Consider the following 17,966-nt stretch of genomic DNA (forward strand, 5'->3'; position numbering starts at 1 on the left):
TATCACGGGAGAACGTGACGGAGATCCGACGTTTGCGCCGGGGCGCTACGCACGATCCTATTGGCCCCGCTGCGACGCTTCGCAGCGGGTGCTGCTCACATGGGCGGGCCCAGGAACTTGAATGGCTCAGCCGCCTCGAATTTCGCCGTCGCATCGCCGGAGAAAATGCGCGACTGTTGGAGCCCCAGATCGAGCTTCTTCACTTTTCCCTTCTCAGGTGAGAAATCGATCGCCTTGAGATCCACCCAGAATATGTTCGGGGTCAGCACGGATTCGAAGAAGTACAGCTTGCGCTGATGGTCGGCGACGGTGCGCCACCGCGTCGAGGAAATGTTCGGCTGCTCCGGCGTTGAAATGCCGAACGGCACGGACACGTTGCGGATCACGCTGAAGACGCTGGCGACGGCGCGGTCGGGATCTTCATCTTTCGGAATCGCGTCGACGTAGAAGGACGCACGCACGAACCGGTCTGCCGCACGGTTCGTGCCCGGCAGCATCACCGTGCCGCCGATCTCCTTCCAATACTCGTTCAGCGCCAGTTGCTGTTCGAAGATCGGGGAATTCGTCATCACCTGGTACTTGCGGTCGTGATGGATGACCGGCCGGCCATTGATGTATTCGATGATCGCGCTGTCGCCCGTGGCATCCGAGAGAGACAGGTGAAGCGTGGTGAGCAATTTCTGTCCGGGCACGTTGTCGGTGACGATCGTGAAAGGATCGGTCTCGAGGACCGCAACCGCGTCCCGGACGGTGGCGAAATTGTCGAGCACGTATTGGGCCCAGGCGGCAATGGACAGGCCGGGCTTGCCGGAATCCAGCTTCGGGTATTCGGATTCGGTGAGCCAGAGGACGTTGGCGACCAGCCCTGCCTCGTTCATCCCGTCCGATGTCGAAACCTCGTAAGCGGAAGCAACAACGCTGCCGAACTTGGATTTCCATTTCAGCGAGTTCGGTCCGCCCTCTCCGCTGCGCGCCATGCCTCTCGGGAAGATCCAGAGATTGGTCGGCATCTCAAACCGCCAGTCCATCGACCGCGCCGTGACGACCTGGTTGTTGGCGCCGAGATAAACCAGCCGCGTACAGGCGAGCGAGAGCGATGGTGCAACGGCGATCACAGCCGCCATGCTCGCCAGGAAAATGCGCGATAGGGCCGGACTCTTCATTGTCATCGAACTCGCGATAGCTCTTGAACCGACAAGAGCACGCTACAAGCTTCGATGATCCGTCATCATGAGGTAAGTCAAACTGCGAGGTGCACGGAGCCAGCGTGCTTGTCCCCGGCGACTGAGGTCACACCGGTTTTGCAAGCAGCCCCGAAGCCAGGCAACGGAAGGCCTCGACAGCTTTCGGGAGAACCTTTTTGGGATCCTTGCTGGCCGCAATCCAGAGGGCGGCGTTGAGCGCGGCGCCGTTGAGAAGCCGCGCTGCGGCCTCGGTGTCCACCGGCCTCAGAATTCCCCGTGCAATCAGCCGCTCCACGGTCGCCTTGGTCGCCTGCAGGCAACTGTTCTGGCTCGGCCATTGCGATGGATCTCCCAGGACCGCCGGCCCGTCGAGCAGAACAATGCGCTGGACTTCGGGATCGAGCGCCATCTCGATATAGGCCGCGCCCTCGGCCAGCAGCCCCTCCCAGTCGTCTCCCGCCTGGCCGCCGATCTGCTGCGCACGCGAAGCCATCTCAGCGTCGATCTGGTGAACCACCGCAGCCAGCAGCCCACGCTTGTCCCCGAAATTGTGGTAAAGGGCCCCTCGCGTCAGACCGACATCGGCGGTCAACTCATCCATGGAGGCGGCAGAGTAGCCCTTCTCGGCAAAGGCCTTTCGCGCCGCCGCGATCAGCTTTGCGTGGTTCTCCTCCATCCTTTCGATGCGCCGCTTCGCCATCAATGGTCGCCCCGAGCTCACATACGCAGCGTATGTGAATTGACATACGCCACGTATGTCTGTATCTCACATACGCTCCGTATGTCAAAGGGCGACCGCGTGAACCTTGGTCGTTCGCGCTCGCTCCTTGCATGCCGGCAGCGATGAAAAGGAATCATGAGATGGCACAGCGAGAAGCGGTCTTTCCCGCCAACAGGCATGCACTTTACGAGGCCCATGGCTATTCGGCCGCGATCCGATCCGGCGACCTTCTCTTTGTCTCCGGGCAGGTCGGCAGCCGTTCCGATGGGACCCCCGAACCTGATTTCGGACGTCAGGTCCGATTGGCCTTCGACAACCTGCAGGCGACGCTGGAAGCCGCCGGCTGCTCCTTCGCCGATATCGTCGATGTGACGACGTTTCACACGGATCCCGAAAACCAGTTCGAGACCATCATGGCCGTCAAGAACCAGATCTTCAGCGCTCCGCCCTATCCCAACTGGACGGCGATCGGTGTGAACTGGCTTGCCGGCTTCGATTTCGAGATCAAGGTGATCGCTCGCATTCCCCAAGCGACATAGGCGTTGCTGTCGAAGCGGTTCGATGAGCTTCGGGCCGGCGCAGGCGCCTCGCTCCCATGTCGCGGTCGATCTCGCCGGCGGCGCGCTGATCGAACTGCTCAACGACACGCCGCACCCTCCGCGCCCATATCGCTGCTCTATCCACGCAGCCGCGCGTGCTTGCGTTTGTCGGCAGCATCGATGCCGGCCCGCCTCACGCCAGACATTCACAGTGTAGCGGCTCCGGATAAGTCTCCGAATTTCGTATCATGCGACACTATCCGGGACATCTCGCGTTTGTGCCGGGGTGCTGCGCGCCGATCGCGACCGGCACGCCGGCTCGCGCCAGTTGTAGTCTCCGGTTTTCCGGCTATATTACTGGAAATACCCGAGGACGGCATGGGAAACTCACAGAAGCGCGCCATCCAGAACTATCGGTCCCGCCTCAGTAAGCGCGGCTTGGCGCGTTTCGAAGTGCTCGGCCGGAATGCCGACCGCGATTTGATCCGTTCGCTCGCCAAACGGCTGTCGGAGGACACGCCAGAGGCCTTGGAGCTTCGCGCCACCGTGAGCAAATCGGTCGGAGGCCAGCCGCCCAAGCCGGGCGGCATCCTTGCCGCATTGCGTCGCTCCCCGCTCGTCGGAGCCGATCTCGACTTGTTTCGCCCCCGCGAAAAGAGCCGCAAGGTCGACCTGTGACGCGCTATCTCCTCGACACCAACATCATCAGCAACGTCGTCAAGCCGCGACCGTCGGAATCGCTGATGTCATGGATGTCGATGCAGCGCGACGAGGACCTGTTCATCGCCTCCTTGACCGTTGCGGAAATCCGCCGCGGCATTTTGGAGAAACAGCGAGGCAAGAAGCGCGATCTCCTCGACGTCTGGTTCTCAGGGCCTGAAGGACCGCAGGCGCTTTTTGCAGCCCGCATCCTGTCCTTCGACGACAAGGCGGGACTCGTCTGGGCGCGACTGATGGCCGAAGGCAAGACGACGGGCAAACCGCGAAACGCGCTCGACATGATCATCGCCGCCGTCGCCGCTGCGAACGACTGCGTGGTGGTGACGGACAACGAAAAGGATTTTGCCGGGATCACGGTCTTCAACCCGGTCCGAAGCGACACCCATTGATCTCGTTGTGTTGTCGCGATGGGTTTGGCTGCGCTCCACGCATCCTACGCGCTAGACTAGCGCGCGCCGGCTTCGGCAAGCCCCCGCATCAGGTTCGGCGTCGACCAGGTCGCAACGCCTGTTCCCGCGAAGTCGCGGTCTGTCGTCCAAACATCGGCCTCGACACTCCAGGCCAGCGCTAGCACGTGCGCGTCGCGCACTGAACCGTTGCGGCTCGGCACGGAGTCGCGAAGGAATTCTTCGCAGCGAACAAGATCAGGTTCGAGGGCGGCGACAGGGACAACCGTGAGCAACTCCGCGAGATCGTCGAGCACATCGAGCAGCTCCGGGCGCTTCAATCCGAGCTCGATCCGTCCGCGCGCTTCCTGGATGACGCGGTCCGTCGTGACCAGGATCGCGCCCGCGGCGGCTTTCAGCATTGCGCCGGAGCTTCGGCCCCGAGCGGCGGCAATCAGGATGGCCGCGTCGATGACGATCGTCGTCGACGGCAGTTTCACTTCGGCTTGCCCGTCAGGGCTTTCACGGTGGCGACGGACCAATCGACCGGATCGACATCGCCGAATGCGGCCAGCGCCGCGTCGTCCGCAGCCGCGTCGCGCCCCTTGGCGAGCTTCTCGGCGCGCCTCAACACCGCGGCCAAACGATCGGGATCGGCCGACTTGAGCGGGATCAGCAACCCCACCGTCCGCTCGCCCGACTTCACAGGCGTCGGCCCCGGCAGCGCCCCGATCGCCTCGCCGGAAATCTTCTGGAGATCGCGGATGCTGATGTGGGCCATGCGGATTACATACGACTATATGTAATCGATTGCAAGGTTTGCAGACTGGACAGGTTGTGTGGGTGGAGGAAAGCGATCCCCAATCAAGAATGGGTTCGCTGCGCTCTACCCATCCTAAGGTTTGTTACGCTCACGGGAGCGTTGGGCATCATAAGTGGGTTACCGAATAGCTAAGGTTCGGGATAAAGGAAATGCCCCACATCCGTTGGATCATCACTTGTGCTGTTTTCAGTGCAAGCTGAGTGTCCGTTGCGTTCGGCACATATTCCGACTTATGGACAATTGGCGATTTCCAACATCGCCGAGTCGAGCAGGAGGTAGAAGGTGTTTAGGAAATCGAGATATTCGCCCCACCTTCTTACGATGTCCTCAATCCGCCCAGGTTTGCTTTGCTCCTGATCTCCTTCCAAAGCCTCAATGCGGAGCATGATCCGGCCGTCCCTGCAGATTTTTATCTTGTAAGAACCCGTCTCACACGAAAAGACCTCTTTTGTCATTTGGTCACGATGCCAGCCTTCGCGCTCCCGACTTGAAAAGTCGGGTTCACTGCACGCCCAAAATGGCCGCGATGGATAAAAGGCAGTGAACTGGCCTGTTGTCACGGAGTGGCACTCCTTAATGCTGTTCAGCAGCTATTCAACTGACCCTTGGGGCCTGCGTATTGATTTGATGTCCGTCCGGCAGGCGCCGACCTCGCGCAGCGACAGATTATGCGGTACTCTAACCCGCCGGCTCTGGGTCATTCAGAGCGACAGCACTCACGTCCCGCCGCCCATTCAGGCGTAGCTCGCATCTAGAAAAATGGCTTCTGTGGGAAAAACCGCCGCATACATCTCCCATGCGGTCACCCACTTCGAGTGTTTTCGCCTAGACTAAGACAACTCAAGGGATTCTGATTACTCCCATTCAATCGTCCCGGGCGGCTTGCTCGTCACGTCGTACACTACCCGGTTCACGCCCTTCACCTCGTTGATGATGCGCGTGGCGGTCTCGCCCAGAAACTTCATGTCGAACTGGTAGAAGTCCGCGGTCATGCCGTCGGTGGAGGTGACGGCGCGCAGGCCCACGACGTAGTCGTAGGTGCGGCCGTCGCCCATGACGCCCACCGTCTTCACGGGAAGCAGCACGGCAAACGCCTGCCAGATCTCGTCGTAGAGACCGTGCTTCCTGATCTGGTCGATGTAGACAGCGTCCGCCTTGCGCAGGATGTCGAGCTTGTCCTTGGTGATCTCGCCGGGGCAGCGGATGGCGAGGCCCGGGCCCGGGAACGGGTGGCGCCCGACGAAGATTTCGGGAAGGCCCAGTTCACGGCCGAGCTTGCGCACCTCGTCCTTGAACAGCTCGCGCAGGGGCTCGACCAGCTTCATGTTCATGCGCTCAGGGAGACCGCCGACATTGTGGTGCGACTTGATGGTGACGGAAGGCCCGCCGGTGAAGGAGACGCTCTCGATCACGTCGGGGTAGAGCGTGCCTTGCGCCAGGAAGTCGGCGCCGCCGATCTTCTTGGCCTCGGCTTCGAACACCTCGATGAAGAGGCGGCCGATGGTCTTGCGCTTGGCTTCGGGATCGGTGACGCCTTCGAGCTCGCCCAAAAATTGCTTGGAGGCATCCACGTGCACGAGCGGGATGTTGTAGTGGTGGCGGAACAGGTCGACGACCTGCTCGGCCTCGTTGAGGCGCATCAAGCCGTGATCGACGAAGACGCAGGTGAGCTGGTCGCCGATGGCTTCGTGGATCAGCACGGCCGCGACCGCGGAATCGACGCCGCCGGAGAGGCCGCAGATCACCCTGCCCTTGCCGACCTGCGCGCGGATCTTGGCGATCTCCTCCTCGCGGAAGGCGCGCATGGTCCAGTCGCCGGTGAGGCCGGCGATCCTGCGCACGAAGTTGCGGATGAGCTTGGCGCCGTCGGGCGTGTGCACCACTTCGGGATGGAACATCAGGCCGTAATATTTGCGCGTCTCGTCCTGGATGATCGCAAACGGCGCGTTCGGCGACGTGCCGGCGACGGAGAAGCCCGGCGGCATCCTGGTGATGCGGTCGCCATGGCTCATCCAGACCTGGTTCTTGCTGCCTGACGACCAGACGTCCTCGAACAGCTTGCTCTCGGCCTTGACCTCGACATCGGCGCGTCCGAATTCGCGGTGATGACCGCCCTCGACCTCGCCGCCCAGCTGGGCTGCCATGGTCATCTGGCCGTAGCAGATGCCCATCACGGGCACGCCGGAGGCGAAGATCAATTGCGGCGCGCGGGGCGAGCCGGCCTCGTGCACGGACTCGGGGCCGCCGGAGAGGATCACCGCCTTCGGCTTCATCTCCTTGAAGGCCTCTTCGGCCTTGTTGAACGGCACGATCTCGCAATAGACGCCGTCCTCGCGCACGCGGCGCGCGATCAGCTGCGTCACCTGGCTGCCGAAGTCGACGATGAGAATCTTGTCGTGCGCCGAGGCCACCGAGGGCGTCGACGCGGAGCGGTCGTTCTGTGCTGCTGTCATGGCCAGCAGATACGCTGGCAGCGGGCGCGCCGCAACCGCGGACGCCGCGCGCCCACATGCTTCTTTGGGCATGGACAAGCGGATATAGGTCAGTAATCATGACCTATTATCGACCCACTCTGAAAAGGGTCGATCAGGGAGAACGCCGTCTGCGCCGCGCCATCAGCGCTTGCGCGCGCCGACCTTTCGCACCTTCGTGTCGGACCACGTCAGCGGCCGGCCGGTTCGCGACGGCAGCACCAGTGGCCCAACCGGCTGGCCTGTCTGGTCCACGAGGTCGGAATGCGCCTCGCCGCGCGCATAGAGATGCGCCTCGCCCCATTGGCGCAAACCGACGATGACAGGAAACAAGTCGCGTCCCCGCCTTGTCAGCGCGTATTCCTGATACGCGCTGCCGTCGGAAGCCGGAACCAGTTCGAGCACGTCGAGCTCGACCAGCTTGCGCAGGCGCGTGCTGAGCATGCCCTTGGCAATGCCGAGGTTCTTCTGGAAATCGCCGAACCGGCGCAGCCCGTCGAAAGCATCGCGCACGATCAGGAGCGACCACCAGTCTCCGATTGCATCGAGCGCGCGCGCCACCGGGCAGTCGGCCTCGGAAAAACCTGTCCGCTTCATGCTCCCGCTCCCATCTGGTTCTAAGATAAGACTGGACAGTGCCGGTCGCAACTGGTCCTATTATAAGACCAAAGGAACCGTACCGGAGATGACGAATGACCAGCGGCAACCTCACCAGGGGCAATCCGAGAACTAACGCCGGGACGGCCGGGCACGGGCTTTCTTCCGCTATGGCGCTGCTGCTCGCGCTGGCTTGCGGCCTCAGCGTCGCCAACATCTACTTCGCCCAGCCACTGCTCGACGCGATGGCCCAGGACCTCGGCATCGCTCCCGCAGCGATCGGCATGGTCGTGACCTTCACACAGATCGGCTACGCGTTCGGCCTGATCCTGATCGTGCCGCTCGGCGACCTCTGGGATCGCCGGCGACTGATCGCCGGCCAGATTGCACTGTCAGCGATCGGTCTCGTGGTCGTCGGCACCGCATCGCACACCACGGTCCTGCTCGCGGGACTGACGCTGGTCGGCGTGCTTGCCGTCGTCGTGCAAGTCCTGGTCGCCTTTGCCGCAACGCTCGCGACACCGGATGGCCGGGGCCGCGCCATCGGGACAGTGACCAGCGGCGTCGTCGGGGGAATCCTGCTCGCGCGTTTCGCCTCGGGCGCGCTGGCCGATATCGGCGGCTGGCGCACGGTCTACCTGGTCTCGGCCGGCCTCATGCTCGCCATGGCCGCCCTGCTGTTGCGCGTCCTGCCCCGCGGTCCGCATGCGGCCATGGCCGGCTCCTCGTATCTGTCGCTATTGCGCTCGACGGCGGCCCTGTTCGTCGAGGAGCCGATCCTGCGCCAGCGCGCCCTGTTTGCGTTCCTGATCTTTGCCGATCTCAACGTGTTCTGGACGTCGATCGTACTGCCGCTTTCGGCGCCCCCTTTCCTGCTGTCGCACACGACGATTGGACTGCTCGGGGTCGCCGGCTTCGCCGGAGCACTCGGCGCGCGCAATGCCGGCCGTCTCGCCGACCTCGGATGGGCCCAACGCACCACCGGACTGTCGCTGATGCTGATGCTCGCCGCCTGGGGCGCGATCGCCTGCCTGCAGGTCTCGCTCTGGTTCGTCGTCGCAGGCGTGATCATGCTGGATCTCGGGCTGCAGGCCGTGCATGTGACCAGCCAGAGCCTGATCGTCGCCGCCCGTCCCGACGCAGCGAGCAGGCTGGTCGGCGGCTACATGGTGTTCTACTCGATCGGCAGCGCGGCTGGCGGAATCGCGGCGACCATGGTGTACGCGATGATGGGGTGGAGCGGCGTTTGCATGCTGGGTTCCGGCATCAGCGCCGCCGCTCTGCTGGTCTGGGTCATCCATGCGAGCAGGATGCAAGAGGCGGCCGGCTGTGCGCTGACGCCCTCGCCGCCCAGGTAAAATGCACGGAAATCGGCATCGGCTAACAAGCGATGCACCCCATCAAGACAGGATCCTTCCATGAAACTCCCTACCTCCCCCTTTACCGTCACCGACTGGAGCCGGATCGAGGCGACCACGCATCCCGGCGAGAGCGGTGAGGCCAAGTGGCGCACGCTCAATATCGGCGATCTCCGGGTGCGGATGGTGGAATATTCGCCGGGCTATCTCGCCGATCATTGGTGCGATCGCGGCCACGTGCTCTACGTGCTGAAGGGCGAGCTCGACTCCGAGCTGCGCGACGGGCGAAAATTCAAGCTGACGGCCGGCATGAGCTACCAGGTCTCGGATTTCGGCGACGCCGCACACCGGTCCTCGACGGCCACCGGCGCCACGCTTTTCATCGTGGACTGATGCGCCCCGGGCGGTTTATTTGCACCGCAAAATAGCAAAGAGACGCGACATCCCGAGCCACGGGTGGTGCCTTGAAGTGGCCCCAAATTCTCGCTATATTGTGATCATCGATACTTGGCCGAACGACTGGGCCGCTTCGCTTCGTTACAGACGGGCGCGCACGCTTCAGATGACTTCTCCAAAAATCGACTGAACAGGATCATGGGCGCAGCGACGCGTACCGGTCCGCGTGCGTACCATCTCTAACAAAGGAAATACCCATGGCTATGGGCACCGTGAAGTGGTTCAACACCCAAAAGGGTTATGGTTTCATCCAGCCGGACGACGGCCAGAAGGACGTGTTCGTGCACATCAGCGCGGTCGAGCGCGCCGGCCTCTCCACCCTCAACGAGGGCCAGAAGGTCTCGTTCGACATCGTCGCCGACCGCCGCAGCGGCAAGTCGTCGGCTGACAATCTCCGCGTCGGCTAACGCCTGCGCATCGTTCTGACCACGGACGTACCGGCAGAACGCCAGAACAAGAAAGCCCCGCGACCGGGATCCGGTCCGCGGGGCTTTTGTTTGTCTCCCCGTCATTCCGGGGCGCCCGCAGGGCGCGCCGCGGAATGACGGCGGCGCGAGATCAGGCGCCCTTTTTCAGCACTGACACAAAAAATCCATCCGTTCCGGTCCGTCGCGGTGTCATCAGCCAGCCCTCCGGCGACTGGAGCGCAGCCTCGCCAAAAGCTTCCGCCTTGTCCCAGAGCACGCTCGCGGTCTGCTCGGGCGGCACCACCGCGAACTCGGGATGGCGCGCGACGAATGCCCTGACCTGCTCGCCGTTCTCCTCCGCCAGCACCGAGCAGGTGATGTAGGCGATGCGGCCGCCTGGCTTCACCAGCGGCACGGCGCGCGCGAGCACCTCGGCCTGGTCGCGCAGGCGGATCTCCAGCGCGCCCGAGCGCATGCGCCATTTGGCGTCGGGGTTGCGGCGCCAGGTACCGGTCCCCGTGCAGGGGGCGTCGATCACGACGAGGTCGGCCGAGGCGCGAATGTCCGCCAGCGGATCGGTCTCGCCCTTGGGCGTGCGAACGTCGGCATTGTGGACGCCGGCGCGCGACAGCCGCTCATGGATCGGCGCGAGCTGGCGCTTGTCGCGGTCGGTCGCGATCAGGCGGCCCTTGCCCTGCATCAGGGCGGCGAGCGCCAGCGTCTTGCCGCCGGCGCCGGCGCAGAGATCGATCACCTGCTCGCCGGGTTTTGCCGCGGTAAGCTGGGCCGCAAGCTGCGATCCTTCATCCTGCACTTCAATCGCGCCCTTGATGAAGTCCTCTTCCGCCTGGACGCCCAGGTTGCGCGCGTCGGCCGAAAGCTCGATGCGCAGGCCCGTTGCCGACCACGGCGTCGGTTTCGCATGAAGATGAGCAAGTGCACGCAGCACCTTGTCGCGATTGGATTTTAGCGTGTTGACGCGCAAATCCAGCGGCGCCCGGCTCGCCATCGCGGCGGCCTCCGCAGCACGGTCACCGCCGAAGACTTTTTCAAGGTGCGGATCAAGCCATTCGGGATAGTCGCCGGCCACGGCGGCAGGCGCGTCCTTCAGGGAGCGCGAGGCGAGCGCGGCCTGCTCGACCTCGGTCAGCGGCGCCGGCGCAAACCGGCTGCCGTCGAATAGCGCGGCCATGGTCGCCGTGTCCATATTGCGCTCGAGGCGGAGCATGCCGATCAGGCGCGCCCGCGCGGTATCGGAATCCATCAGGAACGCGCTCGAGGCGTAGCGGCGCAGCACGTCCCAGACGAGACCGGCGATCGCGGCGCGGTCGCCCGAGCCGGCGAAGCGGTGCGCGGTGCCCCACTCCTTCAGCGCCTTGGCCGCGGGCACGCGGTCCCTCTCGATGGTGTCGATCAGTTCGATGGCTGCGGACAGCCGGGCAGCGGGGGTCATTTGAATCTTTCAGTTTAGCGCATGATCTCATCGGAAAACCGCGATCCACTTTTCCGGATCATGTGCGATCAGATCAGCAGCAAGAGCTTCAGCGCGAAGTACATCCACATCGCCAGCAGCACCAGCACGCCGGCAAGCCAGACGGTGGAGCGCCGGCCCAGATCGTTCGAGGACACGAAGATCCCGGCATGGGCAAAGCGCGCCACGACGAACACCCAGGACATCAGCACGATGAAGAGATCGGCGCGGCGCAAAGGCAACGCCAGCGCGATCAGGACGTAGAACAGCACCGGCAGCTCGAACTGGTTGCGGTAGCAATTGGCGATTTGCGTGGCGCCCTTCGGCCAGTTCGGCTCGCCTAGCGCAATGTCGCGAATCCTGGTTTCGCCGGAGACCAGCGTCTTGCGGCGCGCGAAGACCATCCCGATCAGAAGCGCGAAGGTGAGAGCGACCTGCACGAAGACCGGCAGCAAAACCATTTGAACGGACATCGGAACTTTCCCGAGAGGCGAAATGCCGCCGACTGTCATTAGCCGCGACTTTTGCCGCTGACAATGAACGACTTGAACCGGCGTTCCCGGCCTTGCGACCAACCATCGACAGCTAAAGCGATTTCGGCCCCTGGCACCTCGCCGATCGCATCGCCTCGCCGCTCGCCGGCCCCGTCGCCCCGCAGGACGGCTACACCATCCGCTACCGCGTGCTTTAAACTTTGTTCGCTGCGATCCATGCCCGCGCCGTCATCGTTCCGACGCGCGACGACGGGTAGGATGATCGCATGCCCGAATTTCGCCTGACCCAGATTTCCGACACCCATCTCGGCCGGCGCTTTCCCGGCCTGATCGCCAACTTCCACTGCATCAGCGAGCATATCGACGCCGACAGGCCCGATCTCGTCGTCAACACCGGCGACGTCTCGTTCGACGGGCCGACCAGCCGCGACGACGCCGAATTCGCGAAAGGCCTGCATGACGCCCTGCCCGTCGCCTGCCGCTACCTGCCCGGCAATCACGACATCGGCGACAATCCGACCGCGATCGGGCCGGCGCCGAAGCCGCCGGTCAGCCCGGCTCACCGCCGGCAATTTTGCGACATCATCGGCGAAGACCATTGGTCGTTCGACGCCGCGGGCTGGCGCTTCATCGGCCTCAACTCGCTGGTGATGAATTCGGGACTCGGCTTCGAGGCCGAGCAGTTCGACTGGCTCGCCTCCGAACTGTCGCGCACGAACGGCAGGCCGGTCGCGCTGTTCCTGCACAAGCCGCTGTTTCTCAACCTGCCCGACGACCCCGAGACGCCGGAGACCTCGATCCGCTATGTGCCGCAGCCGGCGCGGGCGCGGCTGATCGAGATGTTCGGGACTATCGACCTGCGTCTCATCGCCAGCGGTCATGTGCACCAGCGCCGCGACTTCACCTCGCGCCACACCCGCCACGTCTGGGCGCCGTCGGCCGGTTTCGTCATCAACGATCAGCGCCAGGACCGGATCGCGATCAAGGAAGTCGGGCTCGTCGAATACCGCTTCCGGCCCGACAGTCTCGAGGTTCGTCACGTCCGCGCGGCGGGCCAGGTGGACGTCGACATCGAGGAGCTGCTCGTCCAGATGGGCGGCGAGCATTAGCTCGCGACCGGTTCTCAGGCGACGCTCTTGAGATCCTGCTGGATCGCGGCGAGCAGGGATTGCAGCGCCTCGCTGTTCACTGGCCTGGCCGCCGGATCACTGGCGGGCGGATGCCCGGCAGCTTGCCCAACCTTGACCGGACGCTTCGGGAATGGCGGCGGCACCGGCATCGCGGCCTGCGTGAAATCGCCCTCCTCGTCGACGTGGACGAACTTGCCATGGATGACGTCGTCGCGACGGCCCATGACGAACATGGTCGCCCAATAGGCGGCGGCCAGCACAATGACGCAGAAAATACCAATCTCTAACATCGCAGCACCTAAAATATCCGCGATGATTCAATGCCTTCGCCGGCTCGTCAATCAACCGGCACGCACACCTGCGGCTTTTGCGAGCAGGTGTGGCCGATCGGTGACTCTTTCTTAACCATTCCCGCCCCAACGGGGACCGGAAGCGGCGGCTCAGGCCTTGTCCGGCCCGACCCGCACCAGCTGCTTGCCGAAATTGGCGCCCTTCAGGAGGCCCATGAAGGCGCCGGGCGCACTCTCCAGGCCCTCGGTGACGAATTCCTTGTACTTGACCTTGCCGTCGCGAACCCAGGCGGACATGTCGCGCAGGAAGTCGCCATGGCGCGCGGCGAAGTCGGAAACGATGAAGCCGCGGAAGGTCAGCCGCTTGGTGAGGATGTTGCGCATCATCGCGCCGGCCCATTTCGGCGGCTTGGCCTCGGTGTCGTTGTAATGGGCGATGAGGCCGCAGACCGGCACGCGCGCGAACGGATTGAGCAGCGGGAACACAGCTTCGAACACGGCGCCGCCGACATTCTCGAAGTAGACGTCGATCCCCTTCGGGCAGGCATCCTTGAGCCTGGCGGCGAGATCGGGATCGCGGTGATCGATACAGGCATCGAAGCCGAGCTCCTTGACCACGTAGTCGCACTTGTCCTTGCCGCCGGCGATGCCGACCGCGCGTGCGCCCTTGATCCTGGCGATCTGGCCGACGGCCGAGCCGACCGCGCCGGAAGCACCGGCAACGACGACGGTCTCGCCGGGTTGCGGCTTGCCGATGTCGAGCAGGCCCGTGTAGGCCGTCATACCGGGCATGCCGAGCACGCCGATCGAGGTCGAGATCGGCCCGAGCTTGGGATCGACCTTGATCAGGCCCTTGCCGTTCGAGATCGCATGCGTCTGCCAGCCGGAGCGGATGCGCACGATGTCGCCGACCGCGAAATCGGGATTGTTGGAGGCTGCGACCTCGCTGACCGCCTCGCCTTCCATCACCCCGCCGATCGGCACCGGTGCAGCGTAGGACGGCCCCTCGCTCATGCGCCCGCGCATATAGGGATCGAGCGACAGCCAGATCGTGCGCAGCAGGACTTCACCTGGTCCGGGTGTCGGAACGGCAAATTCCTCCAGGCGAAAATCAGACGGCTTGGGTTCGCCGACGGGACGTGCGGCGAGAACGATGCGTTTGCCTTGGGACATGACTTCCTCCGGATTGCTTTGTCGGCGCGAGCGAAGCGGAGGGAGAGAAGCGCGTCAATATAAAAGCGATGGAGCGGTTATGCAGAGACGTGCACAGCTCTCGTGTCCCGGACGCGCTGCGACGTGAAACGTTGCTGCGCCAGGGCCGGGACCCAGAACGCAACACGGCAGGACGCGGAGGCGTGGGCGGCCCCGGCTCTGCAGCGCATCACCGAAGAGGTGCCACGCTGCGTCCGGGGCACGAGGCCGGCGGCTAACCCCCGCCCGGATAGTTCGGGCTCTCGCGCGTGATCGTCACGTCGTGGACGTGGCTTTCGCGCAGGCCGGCGCCGGTGATGCGGACGAACTGGGCCTTCTCGTGCAGCTCCTTCATGTCGCGTGCGCCGACATAGCCCATCGCAGCGCGCAGGCCGCCGGCAAGCTGGTGCATGACGTGGCCGACCGCACCCTTGTAGGGCACCTGGCCCTCGATGCCTTCGGGCACGAGCTTGAGCGTGTCCTTGATGTCCTGCTGGAAATAGCGGTCGGCCGATCCGCGCGCCATCGCGCCGACCGAGCCCATGCCGCGATAGGCCTTGTAGGAGCGGCCTTGCCACAAGAACACTTCTCCGGGCGTCTCGTCGGTGCCGGCGAGCAGCGAGCCCACCATGGCGATGTCGGCACCGGCGGCAAGCGCCTTCGCAAGGTCGCCGGAGTATTTGATGCCGCCGTCGGCGATGACCGGGATGTCGGACTTCTTCGCCGCTTCCACCGCATCCATGATCGCGGTGAGCTGGGGCACGCCGACGCCGGCGACGATGCGGGTGGTGCAGATCGAGCCCGGGCCGATGCCGACCTTGATGCAATCCGCGCCCGCGTCGATCAGCGCCTGCGCGCCCTCGGTGGTGGCGACGTTGCCGGCGACGACCTGCACCGAGTTGGACAGACGCTTGATGCGGTTCACCGCGTGCAGCACGTGACGGGAATGGCCATGCGCGGTATCGACGACGACGAGGTCGACGCCGGCATCGATCAGGCGCTCGGTGCGCTCGAAGCCGGTATCGCCGACGGTGGTGGCCGCGGCGACGCGAAGGCGCCCTTGCGCGTCCTTGCAGGCGAGCGGATGGGCGACCGCCTTCTCCATGTCCTTCACGGTGATGAGGCCGACGCAGCGATATTGCTCGTCGACGACGAGCAGCTTCTCGATGCGGTGCTGGTGCAGCATCCGCCGCGCCTCGTCCTGGCTGACATTCTCACGGACCGTGACGAGGTTTTCGTGCGTCATCAGCTCGGAGATCTTTTGCTGGCGGTTGGTCGCAAACCTCACGTCACGGTTGGTGAGAATGCCGACCAGCTTGCCGGGCGTGGACTTGCCCGCGCCGGTGACGACGGGAATGCCGGAGATGCCGTGATCGCTCATCAGCTTCAGCGCGTCGTCGAGCGTGGCCTCGGGGCTGATGGTGAGCGGGTTCACCACCATGCCGGACTCGTAGCGCTTGACCTGCCGCACCTGGGCGGCTTGTCCTTCGGGATCGAAATTGCGGTGAATGACGCCGAGGCCGCCGGACTGCGCCATGGCGATCGCCATGCGGGCCTCGGTGACCGTGTCCATGGCGGAGGCCATGATCGGAATATTGAGCGGAATGGCGCGGGTGACGCGGGAACGGATGTCGACCTCGCCCGGCATGACGTCGGACAGGCCCGGCTTCAACAGCACGTCGTCGAACGTAAGGGCTTCGCGGATGCCTTGAAGTTGCACCGTGGCCATCTGCCAACTCCTTCCTGCGGCCCTGCCGCAAATGCTTATGGATGAGCGCCGCCCTCGGCGTACCTTGCGGCATCGCCGGAGAATCGGAGCCCATCGGTGGGGTTGACGCGGGTCGATAGCACGGCCGCGTGACGAATCAAAGCAATTCGGGCCGCCGGCCAGCCATGCACAGGCATTTTACGTAAATTCGGCGGGGATAGCCCGCGCGCGGCCCACCCGCTGCCATTCCGGGGCGCGACGACATCGCGAACCCGGAATCCATCCCACAGCGGTCCCGCGGCCCAATGGCTTCCGGGCTCGCGCCAAGCGGCGCGCCCCGGGATGACGGAGACGCAGGGTCACACCGTTGTTACGCGGGACTTAGGTGCCATGCGCCGATCCGCAATGGTCTCCGCCTGGTGGCGATGATAAGCCGCAACTCCGTCCTTCCTTCCGATTTCATTACCAATCCGTCATGGTCGACAAGCAACGCGTCATTCCACTGATCGTGGCCACTGCTCTCTTCATGGAGAACATGGACTCGACGGTGATCGCCACCTCGCTGCCGGCGATCGCGGCCGACATCGGCACCAGCCCGCTGACGCTGAAGCTCGCGATCACCTCCTATCTGCTGTCGCTGGCGGTATTCATTCCGGCGAGCGGCTGGACCGCCGACCGGTTCGGCGCACGCATGGTGTTCGCGATCGCGGTCGGGGTGTTCATGGTCGGCTCGGTCGGCTGCGCGCTCTCGACCTCGGTCACCGACTTCGTCTTCGCGCGCATCCTGCAAGGCATGGGCGGCGCGATGATGACGCCGGTCGGACGCCTCGTGCTGCTGCGCTCGGTCGACAAAAGTGCGCTGGTCAATGCCATGGCCTGGGTGACGGTCCCTGCCCTCATAGGCCCGGTGATCGGCCCGCCGCTCGGCGGCTTCATCACCACCTACGCGTCCTGGCACTGGATCTTCCTGATCAACATCCCGATCGGGCTGCTCGGCATCTTCATGGCCTTGCGCTTCATCGACCCGATCAAGAGCGAGGAACGCGAGCCGTTCGATCTCTACGGCATGGTGCTCGCTGGGCTGGGACTCGCAGGCATCGCCTTCGGCCTGTCGGTTGCCGGCCTCAATCTGCTGCCATGGAGCACCGTTGCCGCGCTGGTCGCGGGCGGCGCGATCTCGATGACGCTCTACGTCATGCATGCCCGGCGTACGGGATCGCCGGTGCTGGATTTCTCGCTTCTGAAGCTGCCGACGCTGCGCGCGGCCGTGCTCGGCGGCTTCCTGTTCCGCCTCGGCATCGGCGCGCTGCCGTTCCTGCTGCCGCTCTTGATGCAGATCGGCTTCGGGCTGACGCCGTTCCATTCCGGCCTCGTCACCTTCGCCTCCTCGCTCGGCGCGATGGGCATGAAGACGCTGGCCGCCCGCATCATCCGCACCTTCGGCTTCCGCAACCTGATGACGGTGAACGCGATCGTCAGCGCGTTCTTCCTCGGCGTCTGCGCGCTGTTCACGGTGTCGACGCCGCTGCTGATCATTATGGTCATCCTGGTGGTCGGCGGCTTCTTCCGCTCGCTGGAGTTCACCGCGATCAACACGGTCGCCTATGCCGAGGTCGAGACCGCGCAGATGAGCCGCGCCACCACCCTCGTCAGCGTCAACCAGCAGCTCGCGATCTCGGCCGGCGTCGCCGTCGGCGCGGCCTGTGTCGAGACGACGATGTGGTTCAGCCATGTCAGCGAGCTCAACGCCACCGTGTTCGCGCCCGCCTTCGTCGTGGTCGCGCTGACCTCGGCCGCGTCGAGCTGGTTCTTCTGGCAGATGCCCGCCGACGCCGGCAACGAGATCTCCGGCCGCAAGGCCGTGGAAATCGCCAGCCGCAAGGGCGCGGGCAAAGGCGCGGCAAAGGCCGCCGTCAAGGCGGCGAGCGAGGATACGCAGGACGTGCGGGACCAGCGGCTGGGGTAAACCTCCGCGATCATTCCGGGGCGATGCGCAGCATCGAACCCGGAATCTATCACC

20 protein-coding genes and 1 pseudogene are annotated in these 17,966 nt (G+C 64.3%); 9 read left to right on the plus strand and 12 right to left on the minus strand.

Going from position 1 to position 17,966, the window contains the following annotated elements:
- Positions 1-95 precede the first annotated feature (95 nt).
- Both XH96_RS22915 and XH96_RS22920 read right to left on the minus strand, forming a co-directional pair.
- Positions 96-1,163 carry a linear amide C-N hydrolase gene (locus XH96_RS22915; protein ID WP_194387778.1) on the minus strand — a complete coding sequence of 356 codons (1,068 nt, stop codon included), beginning with the start codon at positions 1,161-1,163 and terminating at the stop codon, positions 96-98.
- Between the two features lie 127 nt (positions 1,164-1,290).
- Entirely contained in the window at positions 1,291-1,884 is a 594-nt protein-coding gene (locus XH96_RS22920; protein WP_194387779.1) for a TetR/AcrR family transcriptional regulator, read from the minus strand.
- Positions 1,885-2,045: 161 nt separating this feature from the next.
- Here XH96_RS22920 and XH96_RS22925 point away from each other — a divergent pair, with 161 nt between their 5' ends.
- The 3 genes from XH96_RS22925 (at position 2,046) to XH96_RS22935 (ending at position 3,553) form a co-directional block, all read left to right on the plus strand.
- A complete protein-coding gene (locus XH96_RS22925) occupies positions 2,046-2,444 on the plus strand; it encodes a RidA family protein (protein WP_194387780.1) in 399 nt (132 codons plus the stop codon).
- Positions 2,445-2,822: 378 nt separating this feature from the next.
- Positions 2,823-3,122, plus strand: coding sequence for a hypothetical protein (locus XH96_RS22930; RefSeq protein WP_194387781.1), 300 nt, complete (start codon positions 2,823-2,825; stop codon positions 3,120-3,122).
- Entirely contained in the window at positions 3,119-3,553 is a 435-nt protein-coding gene (locus XH96_RS22935; RefSeq protein ID WP_194387782.1) for a type II toxin-antitoxin system VapC family toxin, read from the plus strand. The genes XH96_RS22930 and XH96_RS22935 overlap by 4 nt, the downstream gene beginning before the upstream one ends.
- Before the next feature lie 56 nt (positions 3,554-3,609).
- Here XH96_RS22935 and XH96_RS22940 read toward each other — a convergent pair whose 3' ends face one another.
- The 5 genes from XH96_RS22940 to XH96_RS22960 all read right to left on the minus strand — a co-directional run bounded on the left by XH96_RS22940 (position 3,610) and on the right by XH96_RS22960 (position 7,441).
- On the minus strand, positions 3,610-4,050 hold the full coding sequence (locus XH96_RS22940) for a PIN domain-containing protein (RefSeq protein ID WP_194387783.1): 441 nt from the start codon (positions 4,048-4,050) through the stop codon (positions 3,610-3,612).
- Positions 4,047-4,331 (minus strand): hypothetical protein, encoded by a 285-nt coding sequence (locus tag XH96_RS22945; RefSeq protein ID WP_194387784.1) that lies wholly within the window; start codon positions 4,329-4,331, stop codon positions 4,047-4,049. The genes XH96_RS22940 and XH96_RS22945 overlap by 4 nt, the downstream gene beginning before the upstream one ends.
- A 272-nt stretch (positions 4,332-4,603) precedes the next feature.
- Complete coding sequence (locus XH96_RS22950; RefSeq protein WP_194387785.1) at positions 4,604-4,933, minus strand: hypothetical protein; 330 nt, start codon at positions 4,931-4,933, stop codon at positions 4,604-4,606.
- Positions 4,934-5,227: 294 nt separating this feature from the next.
- Positions 5,228-6,826, minus strand: a complete 1,599-nt coding sequence (guaA, locus tag XH96_RS22955) for a glutamine-hydrolyzing GMP synthase (RefSeq protein ID WP_194387786.1) — start codon at positions 6,824-6,826, stop codon at positions 5,228-5,230.
- A gap of 162 nt (positions 6,827-6,988) precedes the next feature.
- Positions 6,989-7,441, minus strand: coding sequence for a helix-turn-helix domain-containing protein (locus XH96_RS22960; RefSeq protein ID WP_194387787.1), 453 nt, complete (start codon positions 7,439-7,441; stop codon positions 6,989-6,991).
- Positions 7,442-7,536: 95 nt separating this feature from the next.
- Between XH96_RS22960 and XH96_RS22965 the strand changes: the two genes are divergently transcribed.
- The 3 genes from XH96_RS22965 to XH96_RS22975 all read left to right on the plus strand — a co-directional run bounded on the left by XH96_RS22965 (position 7,537) and on the right by XH96_RS22975 (position 9,662).
- The gene (locus XH96_RS22965) at positions 7,537-8,799 is read left to right on the plus strand and encodes an MFS transporter (protein ID WP_194387788.1); all 1,263 of its coding nucleotides are present in this window, start codon (positions 7,537-7,539) and stop codon (positions 8,797-8,799) included.
- 60 nt (positions 8,800-8,859) lie between these two features.
- A complete protein-coding gene (locus XH96_RS22970) occupies positions 8,860-9,192 on the plus strand; it encodes a DHCW motif cupin fold protein (RefSeq protein WP_194387789.1) in 333 nt (110 codons plus the stop codon).
- Positions 9,193-9,452: 260 nt separating this feature from the next.
- Positions 9,453-9,662, plus strand: a complete 210-nt coding sequence (locus XH96_RS22975; protein WP_015686739.1) for a cold-shock protein — start codon at positions 9,453-9,455, stop codon at positions 9,660-9,662.
- A 151-nt stretch (positions 9,663-9,813) separates the two neighbouring features.
- Here the strand turns inward: XH96_RS22975 and XH96_RS22980 are convergent, their stop codons facing one another.
- Positions 9,814-11,115, minus strand: coding sequence for an RsmB/NOP family class I SAM-dependent RNA methyltransferase (locus XH96_RS22980; protein WP_194387790.1), 1,302 nt, complete (start codon positions 11,113-11,115; stop codon positions 9,814-9,816).
- A gap of 68 nt (positions 11,116-11,183) precedes the next feature.
- Entirely contained in the window at positions 11,184-11,606 is a 423-nt protein-coding gene (locus XH96_RS22985) for an MAPEG family protein (protein ID WP_194387791.1), read from the minus strand.
- 122 nt (positions 11,607-11,728) lie between these two features.
- Here XH96_RS22985 and XH96_RS39865 point away from each other — a divergent pair.
- A pseudogene (locus tag XH96_RS39865) lies at positions 11,729-11,824 on the plus strand (acriflavin resistance protein); the annotation flags it as partial.
- Positions 11,825-11,893: 69 nt separating this feature from the next.
- Positions 11,894-12,736 (plus strand): metallophosphoesterase, encoded by an 843-nt coding sequence (locus XH96_RS22990; RefSeq protein ID WP_194387792.1) that lies wholly within the window; start codon positions 11,894-11,896, stop codon positions 12,734-12,736.
- A 14-nt stretch (positions 12,737-12,750) separates the two neighbouring features.
- Here XH96_RS22990 and XH96_RS22995 read toward each other — a convergent pair whose 3' ends face one another.
- From XH96_RS22995 to guaB, 3 genes are all read right to left on the minus strand, one after another.
- Positions 12,751-13,047: a hypothetical protein gene (locus XH96_RS22995; protein WP_194387793.1), complete on the minus strand. Its 297-nt coding sequence runs from the start codon at positions 13,045-13,047 to the stop codon at positions 12,751-12,753.
- A 150-nt stretch (positions 13,048-13,197) separates the two neighbouring features.
- On the minus strand, positions 13,198-14,220 hold the full coding sequence (locus tag XH96_RS23000; RefSeq protein ID WP_194387794.1) for an NADP-dependent oxidoreductase: 1,023 nt from the start codon (positions 14,218-14,220) through the stop codon (positions 13,198-13,200).
- Between the two features lie 253 nt (positions 14,221-14,473).
- Positions 14,474-15,967 carry an IMP dehydrogenase gene (guaB, locus tag XH96_RS23005; protein WP_194387795.1) on the minus strand — a complete coding sequence of 498 codons (1,494 nt, stop codon included), beginning with the start codon at positions 15,965-15,967 and terminating at the stop codon, positions 14,474-14,476.
- A gap of 454 nt (positions 15,968-16,421) precedes the next feature.
- Here guaB and XH96_RS23010 point away from each other — a divergent pair, with 454 nt between their 5' ends.
- Positions 16,422-17,912: an MFS transporter gene (locus XH96_RS23010; RefSeq protein WP_194387796.1), complete on the plus strand. Its 1,491-nt coding sequence runs from the start codon at positions 16,422-16,424 to the stop codon at positions 17,910-17,912.
- Positions 17,913-17,966: the final 54 nt, after the last annotated feature.

This window comes from Bradyrhizobium sp. CCBAU 51765, from assembly GCF_015291725.1.
In the GTDB taxonomy this organism is placed as follows: Bacteria; Pseudomonadota; Alphaproteobacteria; order Rhizobiales; family Xanthobacteraceae; genus Bradyrhizobium; species Bradyrhizobium liaoningense.